General features: G+C 42.7%; 15 protein-coding genes and 1 other RNA gene. 12 read left to right on the forward strand and 4 right to left on the reverse strand.

Translation table 11 applies throughout. The features are described 5' to 3' along the window. Positions 1 to 98, reverse strand: an RNA gene (ffs, locus tag QEP06_RS01140) — signal recognition particle sRNA small type. Positions 99 to 170: 72 nt separating this feature from the next. Between ffs and QEP06_RS01145 the strand changes: the two genes are divergently transcribed. The 9 genes from QEP06_RS01145 (at position 171) to QEP06_RS01185 (ending at position 8,069) form a co-directional block, all read left to right on the forward strand. Then, positions 171 to 749, forward strand: coding sequence for a DUF4199 domain-containing protein (locus tag QEP06_RS01145; RefSeq protein ID WP_251833486.1), 579 nt, complete (start codon positions 171 to 173; stop codon positions 747 to 749). A gap of 36 nt (positions 750 to 785) precedes the next feature. Beyond that, positions 786 to 1,736 carry a glycosyltransferase family 2 protein gene (locus tag QEP06_RS01150; protein ID WP_251833485.1) on the forward strand — a complete coding sequence of 317 codons (951 nt, stop codon included), beginning with the start codon at positions 786 to 788 and terminating at the stop codon, positions 1,734 to 1,736. Between the two features lie 2 nt (positions 1,737 to 1,738). Further along, positions 1,739 to 2,440, forward strand: a complete 702-nt coding sequence (locus QEP06_RS01155) for a GIN domain-containing protein (protein WP_285268708.1) — start codon at positions 1,739 to 1,741, stop codon at positions 2,438 to 2,440. 4 nt (positions 2,441 to 2,444) lie between these two features. After that, the gene (locus QEP06_RS01160) at positions 2,445 to 4,181 is read left to right on the forward strand and encodes a phospho-sugar mutase (protein WP_285268709.1); all 1,737 of its coding nucleotides are present in this window, start codon (positions 2,445 to 2,447) and stop codon (positions 4,179 to 4,181) included. Between the two features lie 41 nt (positions 4,182 to 4,222). Beyond that, positions 4,223 to 5,476 carry a pyridoxal phosphate-dependent aminotransferase gene (locus tag QEP06_RS01165; protein ID WP_285268710.1) on the forward strand — a complete coding sequence of 418 codons (1,254 nt, stop codon included), beginning with the start codon at positions 4,223 to 4,225 and terminating at the stop codon, positions 5,474 to 5,476. 55 nt (positions 5,477 to 5,531) lie between these two features. Then, positions 5,532 to 6,287 carry a 3-deoxy-manno-octulosonate cytidylyltransferase gene (gene kdsB / locus QEP06_RS01170; RefSeq protein WP_285268711.1) on the forward strand — a complete coding sequence of 252 codons (756 nt, stop codon included), beginning with the start codon at positions 5,532 to 5,534 and terminating at the stop codon, positions 6,285 to 6,287. Between the two features lie 31 nt (positions 6,288 to 6,318). Then, positions 6,319 to 6,981, forward strand: a complete 663-nt coding sequence (locus QEP06_RS01175) for a histidine kinase (RefSeq protein ID WP_285268712.1) — start codon at positions 6,319 to 6,321, stop codon at positions 6,979 to 6,981. A gap of 64 nt (positions 6,982 to 7,045) precedes the next feature. Beyond that, positions 7,046 to 7,480 carry a PepSY-like domain-containing protein gene (locus QEP06_RS01180; RefSeq protein ID WP_285268713.1) on the forward strand — a complete coding sequence of 145 codons (435 nt, stop codon included), beginning with the start codon at positions 7,046 to 7,048 and terminating at the stop codon, positions 7,478 to 7,480. A gap of 22 nt (positions 7,481 to 7,502) precedes the next feature. Beyond that, complete coding sequence (locus QEP06_RS01185; RefSeq protein WP_285268714.1) at positions 7,503 to 8,069, forward strand: glutathione peroxidase; 567 nt, start codon at positions 7,503 to 7,505, stop codon at positions 8,067 to 8,069. On the opposite strand, the gene QEP06_RS01190 is transcribed toward QEP06_RS01185, so the two are convergent. The 3 genes from QEP06_RS01190 to QEP06_RS01200 form a co-directional block, all read right to left on the reverse strand. After that, positions 8,070 to 9,524 carry an LptF/LptG family permease gene (locus QEP06_RS01190; protein WP_285268715.1) on the reverse strand — a complete coding sequence of 485 codons (1,455 nt, stop codon included), beginning with the start codon at positions 9,522 to 9,524 and terminating at the stop codon, positions 8,070 to 8,072. A gap of 88 nt (positions 9,525 to 9,612) precedes the next feature. Next, positions 9,613 to 10,260 carry an outer membrane lipoprotein periplasmic chaperone LolA1 gene (gene lolA1 / locus QEP06_RS01195; protein ID WP_251833476.1) on the reverse strand — a complete coding sequence of 216 codons (648 nt, stop codon included), beginning with the start codon at positions 10,258 to 10,260 and terminating at the stop codon, positions 9,613 to 9,615. Between the two features lie 64 nt (positions 10,261 to 10,324). Further along, positions 10,325 to 12,781: an FtsK/SpoIIIE family DNA translocase gene (locus QEP06_RS01200; protein WP_285268716.1), complete on the reverse strand. Its 2,457-nt coding sequence runs from the start codon at positions 12,779 to 12,781 to the stop codon at positions 10,325 to 10,327. Between the two features lie 174 nt (positions 12,782 to 12,955). On the opposite strand from QEP06_RS01200, the gene QEP06_RS01205 reads away from it, so the two are divergent. From QEP06_RS01205 to QEP06_RS01215, 3 genes are all read left to right on the forward strand, one after another. Continuing rightward, complete coding sequence (locus QEP06_RS01205) at positions 12,956 to 13,222, forward strand: hypothetical protein (RefSeq protein WP_285268717.1); 267 nt, start codon at positions 12,956 to 12,958, stop codon at positions 13,220 to 13,222. A gap of 26 nt (positions 13,223 to 13,248) precedes the next feature. Further along, positions 13,249 to 13,548: a hypothetical protein gene (locus QEP06_RS01210; protein WP_251833473.1), complete on the forward strand. Its 300-nt coding sequence runs from the start codon at positions 13,249 to 13,251 to the stop codon at positions 13,546 to 13,548. A 95-nt stretch (positions 13,549 to 13,643) separates the two neighbouring features. After that, positions 13,644 to 15,629 (forward strand): urocanate hydratase, encoded by a 1,986-nt coding sequence (locus tag QEP06_RS01215; RefSeq protein WP_285268718.1) that lies wholly within the window; start codon positions 13,644 to 13,646, stop codon positions 15,627 to 15,629. Positions 15,630 to 15,809: the final 180 nt, after the last annotated feature.

Consider the following 15,809-nt stretch of genomic DNA (forward strand, 5'->3'; position numbering starts at 1 on the left):
AAATGGCAAGCGATCTACATCACACCGCTACAACCGTTTACCTTTGCTGCGTTCCCACCCTGGAGGATTCACAGGAGCTGGTTGTGTAGGACTTGCCGGTGCAAAGATAAAGCTTTAAATCAAAATTCAAAAAATTCAGTCATAAAAAAATTCTTAATTAAACTATTTTCATGGTAAAAAGTGTGTACACTATTGGCTTTCTGCTGTTTATTGCTACAATGATTCTCTTCTTCGGAATGTATTTTTTCGGTATGAACACCGATTATTTCAACAATTCACTCCTCATTAACGCGTTTCTCATGCCGGCGGTCTATCTTGCGGGCGCTTATTATTCCGTTTACGAACTCAAAAAAACCGGTGCGCTGATGGGATTTCGTGATGTTTTCGGCCGCGCGTTCAAACCGATGTTTTTTGGTGGTTTACTGTCTGTTCTGGCTATGTTTGCATTTCTGAATTTCGTGGACAAAGATGCCAAAGACCTGCTGAATTATCAGTACATCGAGCGTCAGAAGACCGAGCTCAAAAATGAATATGTAAAAGCAAAAACGGGTTTGAACAATGATGATATCAGTCGCCAACTCGACCAGAAATACAACGAACGGCTTCAAAGTTTTTCGCCGGAGATGCTGAAAGACAAAGACATGTTCTCGTTCCGTCAGTTCACATACTATTTCGCTGCAATACTGATTTTTTATGTGATTCTGTCGACCTTTTTCGCCACTTTTTTCAGAAATAAACCGCAAGTATAAAGCGGTATAACGCTCTGTTTTAAATTTATAATTAAAATGAACTTATCTATAATCATCCCGCTCCTGAACGAAGAAGAATCTCTGGAGGAGCTTTTTTCCAGAATCGACAATACCTGTAAAACCGCTGGCCTGACGTACGAAGTCTGGTTTGTAGATGACGGCAGTACCGATCTTTCCTGGAGCATCATTGAAAATCTTCGGGTTCGTTTTCCACAGATCCACGGAATCAAGTTTTCACGGAATTACGGTAAATCACAGGCCCTCCACGCAGCTTTTGAAAAGGCGCAGGGCGATGTTGTGATTACGATGGATGCTGATCTTCAGGACTTTCCTGAGGAAATTCCGGAACTGTACAGAATGGTCAAAGAGGAAGAATATGACATTGTTTCAGGCTGGAAAAAGAAACGTTTTGATAATGTAATGACCAAAAATCTGCCTTCAAAACTGTTCAATGCAGCTGCGAGAAAGGTTTCAGGCGTTGCTTTACATGATTTCAACTGTGGCCTAAAAGCGTACAGAAAACAGGTGGTAAAATCGATTGATGTGTACGGCGACATGCACCGCTACATCCCGGTTTTGGCTGCCAATGCAGGTTTCCGACGAATTACTGAGAAAGAAGTGCAGCATCAGGCGAGACCTTACGGAACCTCAAAATTCGGGACCGAGAGATTTGTGCGTGGATTTTTAGATCTTATAACGCTTTGGTTTGTCAGCCGTTTTGGCGGCAGGCCGATGCACTTTTTTGGCGCAGTTGGAACTTTAATGTTCATCGTTGGATTTTTATCCGCTTTTTGGCTCGGCATTTCCAAGTTAATCGATGTTTCACGCGGAATTTACGGCCATTTGCTCACCGATAATGCGTGGTTTTTTATTGCGCTAACCATGATGATTCTTGGAACCCTGCTATTTATCGCAGGCTTTTTGGGTGAAATGATCATCCGTTCAAACCGTGAACATAAAAATTACAACATCGACGAAGTAATTTGATTATGAAAAATCTGTTTATCCTGATATTTTCTTTTACCTTGATCTCTTGTGGTGACATTTCGCCAAAAGGCAGCATCGAAAGCAAAGATTTGCCCCTTGAAGACTTTGTGAATATTGATCTTGATGGTAAATTCAGGGTATTTTATGTGAAGAGCGACAGCAGTTTCGTGAATGTGGAAACGTATCCCAATGTTTTCAATAACCTCAAAATCAATGTCGAGGATAAGACTTTAACCATTAAGGAAAAACGCGCGACGAAAGGTGTCGATTTCTACAACATCACGCTGTATTCGAAGTATCAGCCGGAAAAAATTAAAATTTCTGATTCGGTTGAAATCAATGTTTCGAGTGAAATAAAGACCGATAACTTTCGTCTGAATTTAAAAAATTATGCTAAATTTATTGGGTCGGTTAATGCCCGCAGAGCAGAGGTGGAAATGGCGGACCGAAGTCAGGCAAACTTCCTGGGCAAGGGCCAGCAGGTAAATTTAAAGATATCCGACAGCGCCAGTATTATCGCTCCTTATTGGAAAATTGACAATTTAAAACTGGAATCCACGGACGCAAATTACGCCGAAGTGAATGTAAGAGATTCGCTGAAAGGAAGCGTCAACAACACGGCTAAACTCGTATATTATAACAACCCGATCCGGGCTTTCAAAATCGCCCCGACCGCAACAGTACAGAATAAAAAAATAGACTGATATTATGGATATTACCGAAAACTTAACACCACTCGAAAAAGCTAAACTTTGGCTGGGCGAAGGTTTTGATGAAGAAACGCGAAGAGCCGTAGAGATGCTGATCAGCTCACAATCTGCAGATTTGGACGATTCATTTTACCGTGCGCTGGAATTTGGTACCGGCGGGATGCGCGGAATAATGGGAGTGGGAACGAACAGACTTAACAAATATACGCTGGGGCAAGCTACTCAAGGTCTGGCGAACTATCTTCACCAGCAGTTTTCAGGGCAGCAGATTAAGGTGGCGATCGCTTATGATGTGCGGAATAACTCCAAAGAATTTGGGAAACTTTGCGCGGATGTTTTGACGGCAAACGGAATTAAAGTTTTGCTTTTCAAAGAACACCGTCCGACGCCAGAACTTTCGTTTACGGTTCGCGACAAAAAATGTAATGCAGGAATCGTGCTTACAGCGTCGCACAATCCGCCTGAGTATAATGGTTACAAAGTATATTGGAATGACGGTGCCCAGATCGTGCCGCCAGATGATGAAGCGATCATCAAAGAAGTGTATTCACTGAAATTCGAGGATATCAAATTTGAGGGAAATGATGATTTGATCGAATGGATCGGCGAGGAGCAGGATGATGTGTACATTGATGCCTGTATGGAAAACTCGCTGTACCAAAAAGATAAAATTGGTTACGATAATCTGAATATTGTCTTCACTTCAATTCACGGAACAACTTACACAACAGTTCCCCAGGCTTTGAAAAAGGCCGGATTTACCAAAGTTGATCTGGTAAAAGAACAAATGATTCCGAGCGGAAACTTCCCAACTGTAGAATCACCTAATCCTGAAGAGCCCGCTGCACTGGAAATGGCTCTGGATTTGGCGAGAATCACGAATGGCGACATCGTGATCGGAACAGATCCAGACGGTGACCGTCTTGGCATTGCTGTGCGAAACCTCGATGTTGAAATGCAGTTGCTGAATGGTAATCAAACCAATACGATCCTTACTTATTATATCCTTGACCAATGGAAAAAAGCCGGAAAAATTACCGGTACAGAGTTCATCGGTTCTACCATCGTGACATCGGATATTTTTGTAGACATCGCCCAGAAATTCGGAGTCGACTGCAAAATTGGTCTTACCGGTTTTAAATGGATTGGTAAAATGATCCGCGACAACGAAGGAAAAGAAAAATTTGTGTGTGGTGGTGAAGAGAGCTTCGGTTTTATGACGGGTGATTTTGTACGCGATAAAGATTCCTGTGGTTCTATACTCTTGGCCTGCGAAATTGCGGCCTGGTGTAAAGCCAACGGCAAAACCATGTACCAATACCTGATCGATATTTACAAAGAAACCGGAATGTATTACGAAGGTCTTATAAATGTCGTGAAAAAGGGCAGAAGTGGCGCTGAAGAGATCAAACAGATGATGACCGACTTCCGCGAAAATCCACCAGCGGAAATTGCTGGTTCAGCGGTGACTGAAGTGAGAGATTACCTTGAACAGACTTCCTTAGATCTAAAAAATGGGCAGAAATCGGTGATGGATGATATTCCGAAATCAAACGTATTGATTTATTATACCGCCGACGGCACCAAAGTTTGTGTACGACCATCGGGCACGGAGCCGAAAATCAAGTTTTATGTTTCAGTTAAAGATTCCATTCAAAGCGAAGAAGAGTTCCGCCAAAAGCTCACGGTTCTTGATGGCAAGATCCAACAGGTGAAAAGCGATCTTAAGCTTTAAAAAGTAATCTATCCGCCCGCGAAATACCAAATCGACGAAGTATGAAAGTTTCAAAACTCGCGCAGAATCTCATTGGTTCCGAAATCATAAAAATCGGAAATCAGGTCAACGACATGAAAGCTAACGGTGCCACGATTGCCAATCTCACGATTGGTGATCTGGACTCGGATATTTACCCGATTCCGGCACTGCTTAAAGAAGAAATCACCAAAGCTTACCGGAATAATCTCACCAATTATCCCCCGGCAAACGGACTTCTGTCGCTTCGGAAAGCCGTTTCTGAAGATTTAAAAACCCGCTGGAACCTTGATTACTCGGCTGATGAAATTTTGATTGCAGGAGGATCGAGGCCATTAATTTACGCTACCTTCCGCACAATTGTGGATGATGGTGACAAAGTGGTTTACCCGGTTCCTTCCTGGAACAACAACCATTATTCTTACCTCACGCATGCCCAAAAGGTGGAAGTGGAAAGTTCTCCGGAAAACAACTTTTTGCCAACCGCCGAAGAACTGAAACCTCATTTGAAAGGTGCTGTTCTCCTTGCGTTGTGTTCGCCGCTGAATCCTACGGGCACGATGTTTAGCAAAGAGCAGTTGAGTGAGATCTGCGAGCTGGTAATTGAAGAAAACAACAGCCGCACCGAAGGTGAAAAACCGCTGTATCTGATGTACGACCAGATCTACGCGATGCTTACTTTCGGTCACGAACATTTCAATCCGGTTTCATTGTTTTCCGAAATGAAAAAATATACCATCTACATCGACGGTACTTCGAAATGCTTCGCCGCCACGGGAATCCGTGTAGGCTGGAGTTTCGGCCCGCAGGAAGTGATGGATAAAATGAAATCTTTGCTCGGACATATCGGTGCGTGGGCGCCAAAACCCGAGCAGCAGGCCGTTTCTGTATTTTTAAAAGATTCCGGTGAGGTTGACAAATTTGTTGCGGACTTTAAAACCGATATTTCAAAAAGCTTGCAGGTTCTTCACGATGGTATTCAGGAATTGAAAAAGCGTGGTTTGCATGTTGAAAGTATCGAACCGATGGGCGCACTTTACCTCACCATCGAACTCAATTATTTAGGAAAAACAAAACCCGATGGTTCCAAAATCAACGATTCATCAGATTTGGTGTTTTATTTAATTGAAGAGGCCGGCGTAGCTCTCGTACCGTTTTCAGCATTCGGAAACTCACGTACGATGCCATGGTTCCGCGCTTCTGTCGGTGGATTGTCTGTGGAAGAGATTTTAGCGATGATTCCAAGACTTGAAGCTGCCTTAAATCGACTTTCTTAATCTGTAATTTTTAGATTTAAATATTTAAAGCAGATTTAATTTAAAATTAAATAGTTTGAGAATCATTGCCGTAATTCCTGCACGTTACGAAGCCAGCCGTTTTCCGGGAAAACTTATGCAGTTGCTGGGCGATAAAACCGTAATTTCCACCACCTACATGAATGTTGTTGAGACAGGTCTTTTTGATGAAGTACTGGTCGCGACAGATTCGCAGATAATCTTTGATGAGATAAAAAGTCACAGCGGAAACGTGGTGATGACCGGCCAGCACGAAACCGGCAGCGACCGCATTGCCGAGGCAATAAAGGAGTTGGACTGCGATATCGTGCTGAATGTTCAGGGTGACGAACCTTTCGTAAAATCTGACCCGCTCTCCCAACTGATTTCAGTCTTTAAAGATGATTTTGAGAATAAAATTTCCCTGGCATCTTTAAAAATAAAGATGAGCAGCAAAGAAGACATCGAAAATCCTAATCATGTTAAAGTGATTACTGATTCGGATGATTTTGCACTGTACTTTAGCCGTTCTGTGATTCCGTTTCCTCGCGAAGTACATCCGGATGTAGAATATTTTAGGCATGTCGGCGTTTATGCTTTTAGAAAAAACGCGCTTCTCCGTTTTGCGGATCTGCCGATGCGGCCGCTAGAAATCTCAGAAAAGATAGAATGCATACGCTACCTGGAGTATGGAATGAAGATAAAAATGATCGAAACCGATTTCCTAGGGGTAGGTATTGATGTGCCGGAAGATCTCGAGAAAGCGAAGGAAATCTTGAAATCCAGCGAAAATGGCGGGAAAAGCGCTAATTAATTTTTAATAAATTTACAGCTAGAATTATTTAATGAAAAAGATATTATCAGCCCTTCTGTTTTGCATATTCAGCCTTTTACCGGCGCAAACCGCTAAAGAGATCATCGATAAAAATATTGAACTTTCAGGCGGACTTACAAACTGGAAACTTTTGAACTCTATTGTGATTCATGGCCGTCTGACGCTCGGTATCAACGATGAGTATCCACTAAAAATCTATCAGCAAAGACCTAATCTGACCAAGACCGCAATCATTCTGAATAAAAAAGAGACCGCGATAGAAGGTTTTGACGGCAAGAAAGGGTATGCGATGAATTATGCTGCCAATAAGTTGCAGGAATATCCGAACTATATCGCTGAAAGTTTTGATACAGACTTCATCGACTGGGAAAACAAAGGTTTCGAGGTTAAATATTTAGGCAAGGAAAAAGTTGGCGAGGTGTACTGTCACAAGGTTGAACTTACAAAAAACGTCAACAAAACGATGTATTATTTTGACAGCAAAACCTATATGCTGCTCCGGGAAGTGAAAAAAGATGAAACGCTGACCTACGGTGATTACCGCAAGACCGGTGCGCTGACAATGCCGTACCGCATCGAATCTTCCTCGCCAAAAAAAGACAGCGATTATGTGATCATCATCAACCGGATTGAAACGAATAAAGTATTTCCGGATAATACCTTCAAATTTTAGCTTTAAATTGCTGCGTTGGATTGTTTTTTGCTGAAATTCAGACCAATCCAAAAAAAATAACGTAATGCAAAACTTAAAGAAACTTGTCGCAATCAGCGCTTTGATATTTTTCGCGACAGATACTAGTGCCCAGGAAGTTCGGATTCAGCCAAACCAAGTTCCCGGTGCTATTTCGCAGTTTGTACGTAAGCACTATCCGGCAATTAAGATTACCAGCGTAACCCGTGAAAAAAATCTTAGTAAGACAGAATACGACGTGCGGCTCGACAATGGAACCAAGCTTGAATTCGTCAACAACAAAATCGATGAGATAGAAGGCATCCAACGGATTCCGAACAGCATTTTGCCGGTGAAGATTCTTCGGTACATCCAAACCAATTATCCCAATTCATACGCCACGGAGTGGAAAAACGAGGTCCGCAGGCAAAAAGTAGAATTAAATACCGGACTGGAACTGGAATTTGACCGCAGCGGTCGTTTCCTGAAGATTGACCGTTAACTGAATTAATAAAATTTTAAACATGAAAAAATTTGCACTCCTCTTCGCGTTAGGATTTTCGATTCTGGCCTGCACACAACAGAAAAAAGAGATTTCACAAGATAAAAACCCTGCGATGAAAACAATTCACGATTACAAAGTAGAAAGCCTGGATGGCAATGAAATAAATTTTGCAAATTTCAAAGGCAAGAAAATCCTGATTGTGAATACTGCCTCTGAATGCGGTTTTACGCCGCAATATGCCGATTTGGAAACCATTTCAAAGAAATATGCCGACAAAGTAGTGGTAGTGGGATTTCCGGCGAATAACTTTGGTGGCCAGGAACCGGGAAGCAATGAAGAAATCGGTGCGTTCTGCCAAAAAAATTACGGCGTGACGTTCCCGCTGGCAGCTAAAGTTTCGGTAAAAGGTGATGACACGGCGCCAGTCTTTAAATATTTAACCGAAAAAGACCTAAACGGCGTGAAAAACACGTCAATTATGTGGAATTTTACCAAATTTCTTTTGGACGAAAACGGTAAACTGATCGATTCTTTCATCAGCACGACCAAGCCGACTGACGAAAAAATCGTGAAGTATTTTAAATAATTAGCGGTAACGCTGGTGTTCTTTGTTCTTTTGGAACAGTTGGATTACCGGTTTCAGCATGCTTCTGTACTTTTCGATGTCGAACAGTTGCGAATCTGTAAGCGCTTTATACGTGAGCCACGCGCCAAACGGAAACAGAACCATGTTCGGTAGCCATGAGGCCAGATACGGGTCCATTTCACCGGCCCAAGCCATGTTTTCCACCGAGAGATTCAGGATGTAAAAGATTATAAAGACTACGATTGCAATCACAACCGGCAGCCCGAGTCCGCCTTTACGGATGATCGATCCAAGACTGGAGCCAATCAGGAAGAAAATAATACACGTCACCGAATAAGCGAAAATACGCTGCTGGTACATAATAATCCGCGAGTAGTAGGAGTGCAGCTCTTTCACCTGCGTCTTTTTGCTTTCGTTCAGATTCTTTAAACCTTCAATTTTTGTATACGCATACAGCAACATCTCCTGCTTTTTCTGCGGTTTTAAAGTATCAGTTTTCGGTATGGGCTTGATCTGCGTTTTAGGCTGCACTTTATCGATATAGCTTAGGTAACCGCTGGTTTGGTTCACCAGCTCATTCGTGAGATTTTCGATGATATTGCTGTTCTCTTTCTGCGCTTTACTGATGGTAGAGTTCAGTTCAATGAAATTCTGGAATGAATAATCATCGGTGATTTGCTCAGCTTCAAGTGCATTATTAATGATTTCAGAAATATTAAAATGCGAGACTAGCGTGTCAAATTTTATGGTTTGGTCTGGCTGCCGAAGTCGCTGAAAGTAATCGGCATTTGACAGGTTTTCCTCGAAAATATGTCCGTTGTGAAGAATCAGTTTCAAATAATTGCGATTATCCGCCTGCACGAATTTCCCTTTTTCAGCCACGATAGATTGCTGACTTTCATAGGAATTCGCCATTTTATGGATGAAAACACCTTTGATATTCTCTCCGTTTTCACCGGAAATTTCATCAAATTTTACGCTGTACCCCGGAATCTGATTGATAAACTGTCCCGGTGTGAAATTGAGCGCAGGCTTCGTTGCAGCTATATTATAGAGCATATTTTTCGCTTTGCGCTGGAAATCGGGAATCACGTTATTCGAAAACAGGAACAGAAAGAAGGAGAGCATCACGGTAACGCCAAAAAGCGGCAGCATGATGCGTGTGAGCGAAATTCCGGCGGCTTTCATCGCGGCAAGTTCATAGCGTTCACCGAAATCACCAAACGTCATGATAGACGAGAGCAGAATGGTGAGTGGCAGAACCAATTGCACGACCTTCACTGAAAGATACGCAAGCAACTTCAGGATTTCCCAGTAGCTCAGGCCTTTCCCCGTGAACTGTGCCAGCTGGATCCAGATAATATTAACTACGAAAATAAAAAACAGGACGCTGAAGATGAACAGGAACGGGCCAAAGAAAGATTTGATGACGTAGCCGTCGAGTTTTTTAAACATGGCGCAAATTTACCAAAAAACTAAATATGGTAAGTCGCTGTCAGCGCTAAAAAAAGCCCTTCCTGACCGAAAAGGCTTTCTGATATTTTTAAAGCTCCGTGACAATATAATTTTTGTACTGACCTTTATCAAATGTAAACATCGAATTGCTGAGTTTTTGGTTTTCTTTATAATCACTGATCGCAATTACAGAAACCGAATTGTCTTTGCTGAACTGCTCCAGCTTCACCAACTGATTTTTGGCAGCGTTCACAAATATGTTGACCTCTTTGATGCCGTTGTTCGTGGTTGGGGTAAGTTTTATTCGGTCTGCAAGCACTCCATTCACCTTTATTTTACCTAAGTACTGCACATTGTAGCCTTTTTTATATTCTTCAATATAGGTTAAAGGTGAGAATATTTGTTCTGAGCCCGAAGGTTTTGCGATGGTAACTTCCTGGTCTTCCGCAGAGACGTTGTAGATTTTATTTCCGTCATAAAGCTGCTCCGTTCCCATGATCTTCAGTTTATAGCGGTCCCCGGCAGAGTAGAAGATCCCTGGTTCAGTCTTGGTAACGGTTTTTCCGGTTCCTGTTCCGTAAACAAATTTAAAATAAACGTTATTTTTCGTTTTGTACGTTTTGGCTACAGCATCGAGTAGGTTTTTTGCTTTTGCGTCTATCTTCTGTGCTGAAAAAGTTGCAGCAGTGGCAACCGTGAACAGCGCGAGTGTAATATTTCTAAATAGGCTTTTCATTCTTTTATTTTGTTTTTGGATTGAATTAATTAAATAAAGTTAAACTTACGTTTAAGATTTAAATTTATTTGCGCAACTCTTCCAAAAACTGTTCCAACGAATTGAGGTCGCTGATCTGCACTTCACGTGCTTTTGCGCCATTAAACCCACCTACGATGCCGCTCGCTTCCAGCTGATCCATAATTCTGCCGGCGCGGTTATAGCCCAGTTTCAGTTGACGTTGAAGCATTGAAGTAGAACCCTGCTGCGTAGAAACGATGATACGCGCGGCATCCTCGAAAAGGGCGTCTTTTTCATTCGGATCAAATGCGCCAACTGTTGAAGTAGTGTCTTCTCCTGAATATTCCGGCAGCATAAATGCACTAGAATAACCCTTCTGTTCGCCAATGAATTCCGCGATTTTCTCTACTTCCGGTGTATCTACGAAGGCGCACTGCAATCTCAGGATCTCGTTTCCGTTGAAGTATAACATATCACCCTTACCGATGAGCTGGTCTGCTCCCGGTGAATCTAAGATAGTTCTTGAATCCACGCTGGAAATCACACGGAAGGCCGCTCTTGCAGGGAAGTTTGCTTTAATCATTCCGGTTATTACGTTCACTGACGGCCTTTGCGTTGCCACGATCAGGTGGATACCTACAGCTCTTGCAAGCTGTGCAAGTCTGGCGATCGGCAGTTCCACTTCTTTTCCGGCCGTCATGATCAAATCCGCAAATTCGTCAACAACCAAAACAATGTACGGCAGGTATCGGTGCCCGTTTTCCGGGTTTAGTTTTCTCTCGCTGAACTTCTTGTTGTACTCCTTTAAGTTTTTACAGAAGGCATTTTTAAGCAAATCATAACGCTGGTCCATTTCCACACATAGCGAGTTTAATGTATTGATCACTTTGTGCGTATCAGTGATGATTGCATCATCGCCATCCGGTAGTTTCGCAAGATAGTGTCTTTCGATTTTTGAATAGAGTGAAAGTTCTACTTTTTTTGGATCCACCATCACGAATTTCAGTTCGCTCGGGTGTTTCTTGTAGAGTAGGGAAGTAAGGATCGCGTTGATACCCACCGATTTACCCTGGCCGGTTGCACCTGCCATGAGAAGGTGAGGCATTTTGGAGAGATCCGCCATGAAGATTTCGTTCGAGATCGTTTTCCCGAAAACCACCGGCAAATCCATATCCGAATTCTGGAATTTTTGTGATGAAATAACGCTTCGCATAGAAACCATCGACGGATTTTTTCGTGGAACCTCAATACCGATTGTCCCTTTTCCAGGCATTGGCGCAATAATCCTGATTCCCAAAGCCGAAAGATTCAGTGCGATATCGTCCTGAAGTTTTTTGATTGAAGCTACGCGGATTCCGGCTTCAGGAACAATCTCGTAAAGTGTAACCGTTGGTCCTACGGTCGCTTTGATCTCAGCAATTCCTACATTGAAGTTTTTAAGCAAACCGACGATCTTATTTTTATTTTCCTCGAGTTCGTCGCGGTTAATCGCAATTTCTTCGTTGCCATAATCTCTTAAAAGATCGATTGGCGGCATCTGGAAGTTAGCTAAATCAAGTTTATGGTCGTACAAACCATGTTTTTCTACAAGTTCGTTCGATTTTTTGTCGTGATCATCCAAAACATCATGAGTTTGGGCAACTTCCACCTTAAAATTGATGTCATCATCGCCTGTAAGGTTTATTTTCCCATCTACCGCCTGCATGGGACCGGCGTCAAATGAAGTTTCGTTTGGTGTTTTAATTGTTTCAAAATCGTTGCTGATCTCTACAGGCGGAAAATCTTTGATCACCACAGGTGTTGGTGTCATAGGCACCAGGGTAGTTGAGGCTGCAACCATTTCGGCCGGTTCCAAATCCAGTTCGTCTGCATTTTCAAGTTCCTGATCGGCTTCGAATTTTTCGGCAGATTTCGGCATCATCGCTTTTACACGGCCAACGGTATTGGCATTCAGATCGTCAAGCTTCGATTTTACATTATTTGGATTTAAATTAAATTCAAGTATAAAATACAGCCCGATACTTACTACAAGTACCAACCAAAGTCCGGCAGTGCCAATCACCGAATTCAGGAATTCCATGATTTGGTAGCCGTAAACGCCACTCAGAACGCCTTCGCCGCGCGTTACGGCACCAAGAAAAATGGGCAGCCAGCAGATGAAAAAAAGTGAGTGGCCAATGGTTTTCCATGGCTTGAAATAATTCTTTTTAAGGATGATGAGTCCGAAAACCAGATAAAGAAATGCCACGATAAAGGCAGCGAGACCGATGCTTTCAAAAATAAACAGGTTACCTAACCAATCGCCGGCTTTGCCAAAAATATTTGAGGATTTTACCGTTTTGTCAAGCATTGTTCCGGCCTGACTTTGGTCTGCGCGCCAGCTCATCAGGTAAGAAATAAATGAGAAGGTGAGGACCACCGAGATGAGCAGGAACAACACTCCAAAAAATATGCGTGGCCGGGAAAGTGTCTTGCTTTGTGAACCGCCTTTTGCAGGCGCGGTTTTCGTGTTTTTTTCCATAGTAACAGTGTGGGCAAATTTAAAAAATAAAATCAAACAATTTCAGTCAAGACTTTGTTTTTATGGTTATCTAGCGACGTAAAAAATGTGGGCGATCTCTAATTAATTTAAAGGATTTACATGTTTAGGAATGCAATTTGGATTAATGGCATTAAATCACAAAACCTCAATAAAATGGACAATAATAATTTCAAAAAATCACAGGATTTTGCCAATGTAGATAAAAATCTGAATGATAACGAAGCAAATAACGAACAGCAACAGGCAGTTGAAAATTCGGAAATACGCATCAAAGATGTCCGAAACCCGGAACTTACGCAGGAAAATTTTGTAAAGAACGCAGAAAATGCTGTGCCGCCCGAAGCCTGGGAGAACCAAAAGAAAGCGTACGATGACGCGTGGCAGAACAACAAAAACCAGCAACTCGGCGAGGAGATGTAAAAATTTAACTTAAAAAAATAAAAATTATGGCACCCGAAAATAATAAGAACGAACAGGATCAGAAGCTCCGCGAGATGGATTACAGTCCTGAGAATGATATATTTAATCAGGAAGAACACGTACCGATCGATGGTGACGGCAACCCGATTTTAGATGAAACTACACCCGTTACCGATGTCGGTGATATTCTGGACGTTCCGTTGCCGGAAGATGAAGAGGGCGTAGTGATGGATGGCGTAGGTCCTGAAGATGAAGAGAACGATTTCTACAGCCTGAGCGACAATGCAGACGATCACGAATCTGAAAATGACGATATACTAGGATAGATTTACCAACTGAATTGACTTTCCCGCCTTGTGCGGGATTTTTTTATGCTTATTTTTGAAGCTGCACATCAAAAGCTTAAGTAAAAAGACTGCCTATGACTTTTCAGGACCAAATCTCACAGGGTATTCCCGCCGAACTTCCACAGCCAAAACCTTACGATACGTCAATTAATCACGCGCCGAAACGTAAAGAAATTTTAAACAGCGAAGAAAAGAAACTCGCCCTGAAAAACGCGTTGCGGTATTTTGAGCCTAAATTTCACGCTGAACTCTTGCCCGAATTCCGGGTGGAACTTGAAAAATATGGCCGGATATACATGTACCGTTTCCGACCGGATTATGAAATGAAAGCGCGGCCCATTTCAGAATATCCGGGAAAATCCGAACAGGCGAAAGCCATCATGCTGATGATACAGAATAACCTGGATTATGCTGTGGCGCAACATCCGCACGAACTGATAACTTATGGTGGTAATGGCGCTGTTTTTTCTAATTGGGCGCAATATTTACTGACGATGAAATACCTGTCGGAAATGACCGACGAACAGACTTTGACCATGTATTCCGGACATCCGATGGGATTATTTCCTTCGCACAAAGATGCGCCGAGAGTAGTGGTTACCAACGGAATGATGATTCCGAATTATTCTAAACCTGACGACTGGGAAAAATTCAATGCACTTGGCGTGACGCAATACGGACAGATGACTGCCGGATCATACATGTACATCGGTCCGCAGGGAATTGTGCACGGTACGACGATTACGGTTCTCAATGCATTCAGGAAAATCAAAAGACAACCTAAAGGCGGCTTATTCGTTACTTCAGGCTTAGGTGGGATGTCGGGCGCGCAGCCCAAGGCTGGAAATATCGCGGGCTGCATCACAGTAATCGCAGAGGTGAATCCAAAGATTACAAAAATCCGTCACGACCAAAAATGGGTCAACGAAATCCACGAAAACCTTGATGAACTGGTTGAAAGGGTGAAAAAAGCGCAAGACGCTAAGGAGGTTGTTTCTCTGGCCTACCTTGGAAATATCGTTGATGTTTGGGAAAAATTTGATGCTGAAAATTTAAGGATCGACATCGGTTCAGACCAGACTTCGCTTCACAATCCTTGGGCGGGCGGTTATTATCCGGTTGGGCAGTCATTTGAGGAATCAAATCAGATGATGGCAGAAAATCCGGATTTATTTAAAGAAAAAGTGCAGGAGACATTGCGAAGACACGCTGCGGCTATCAACCGGCATACGGAGAAGGGAACCTATTTCTTCGATTACGGAAACGCCTTTTTACTCGAAGCATCAAGGGCTGGCGCTGATGTAATGGCTGAAAACCCCACATTGGGCCGGGAATTTAAATATCCGAGTTATGTTCAGGATATTATGGGACCTATGTGTTTCGATTTTGGTTTTGGGCCGTTCCGCTGGGTCTGCACAAGTGGTAAACCTGAAGATTTACAGAAAACCGACGAGATTGCCTGCAATGTTTTGGAGGAAATGATCAAGAATTCTCCTGAAGAGATTCAGCAGCAGATGAAAGATAATATCCAGTGGATAAAGGGTGCGCAGGCGAACAATTTGGTTGTTGGCTCACAGGCGCGAATTCTTTACGCTGACGCCGAAGGACGGATGAAAATTGCGGAAGCTTTCAACAAAGCAATTGCGGCGGGAGAAATCGGTTCGGTAGTTCTGGGCAGGGATCATCATGATGTTTCGGGCACAGATTCGCCGTACAGAGAAACTTCCAATATTTATGACGGTTCTAGGTTTACCGCCGATATGGCGATTCACAATGTGATTGGCGACAGTTTCCGGGGTGCGACCTGGGTTTCAATTCACAATGGCGGCGGTGTGGGCTGGGGCGAAGTGATCAATGGTGGCTTCGGCATGATGCTCGATGGCAGCGATGATGCTGACCGAAGACTGAAGTCCATGCTTTTTTGGGATGTAAACAACGGAATTTCGCGTCGCAGTTGGGCACGGAATGAGCGCGCTGTTTTTGCGATCAAAAGAGCGATGGAAGCAGAACCAAATCTGAAAGTCACAATACCAAATTTTGTGGATGAAAATTTGTTCTAATTCTTTTAGATAAGAGATATTGTAAATGAGGCCGGAATTTATCCGGCCTCAGTGTTTTAGAGTACTTAGATAAAAGATGCATTTAAAAGCTTTCCTTATTAAATATTAGCCTTAAGTTTTCACAATCACCGGTTATATAAATTCATCTATAACTTAAATAGTAAGATGTTATACTAAAGT

It is taken from the genome of Kaistella rhinocerotis, from assembly GCF_030243905.1.
Taxonomy (GTDB): Bacteria; Bacteroidota; Bacteroidia; order Flavobacteriales; family Weeksellaceae; genus Kaistella; species Kaistella rhinocerotis.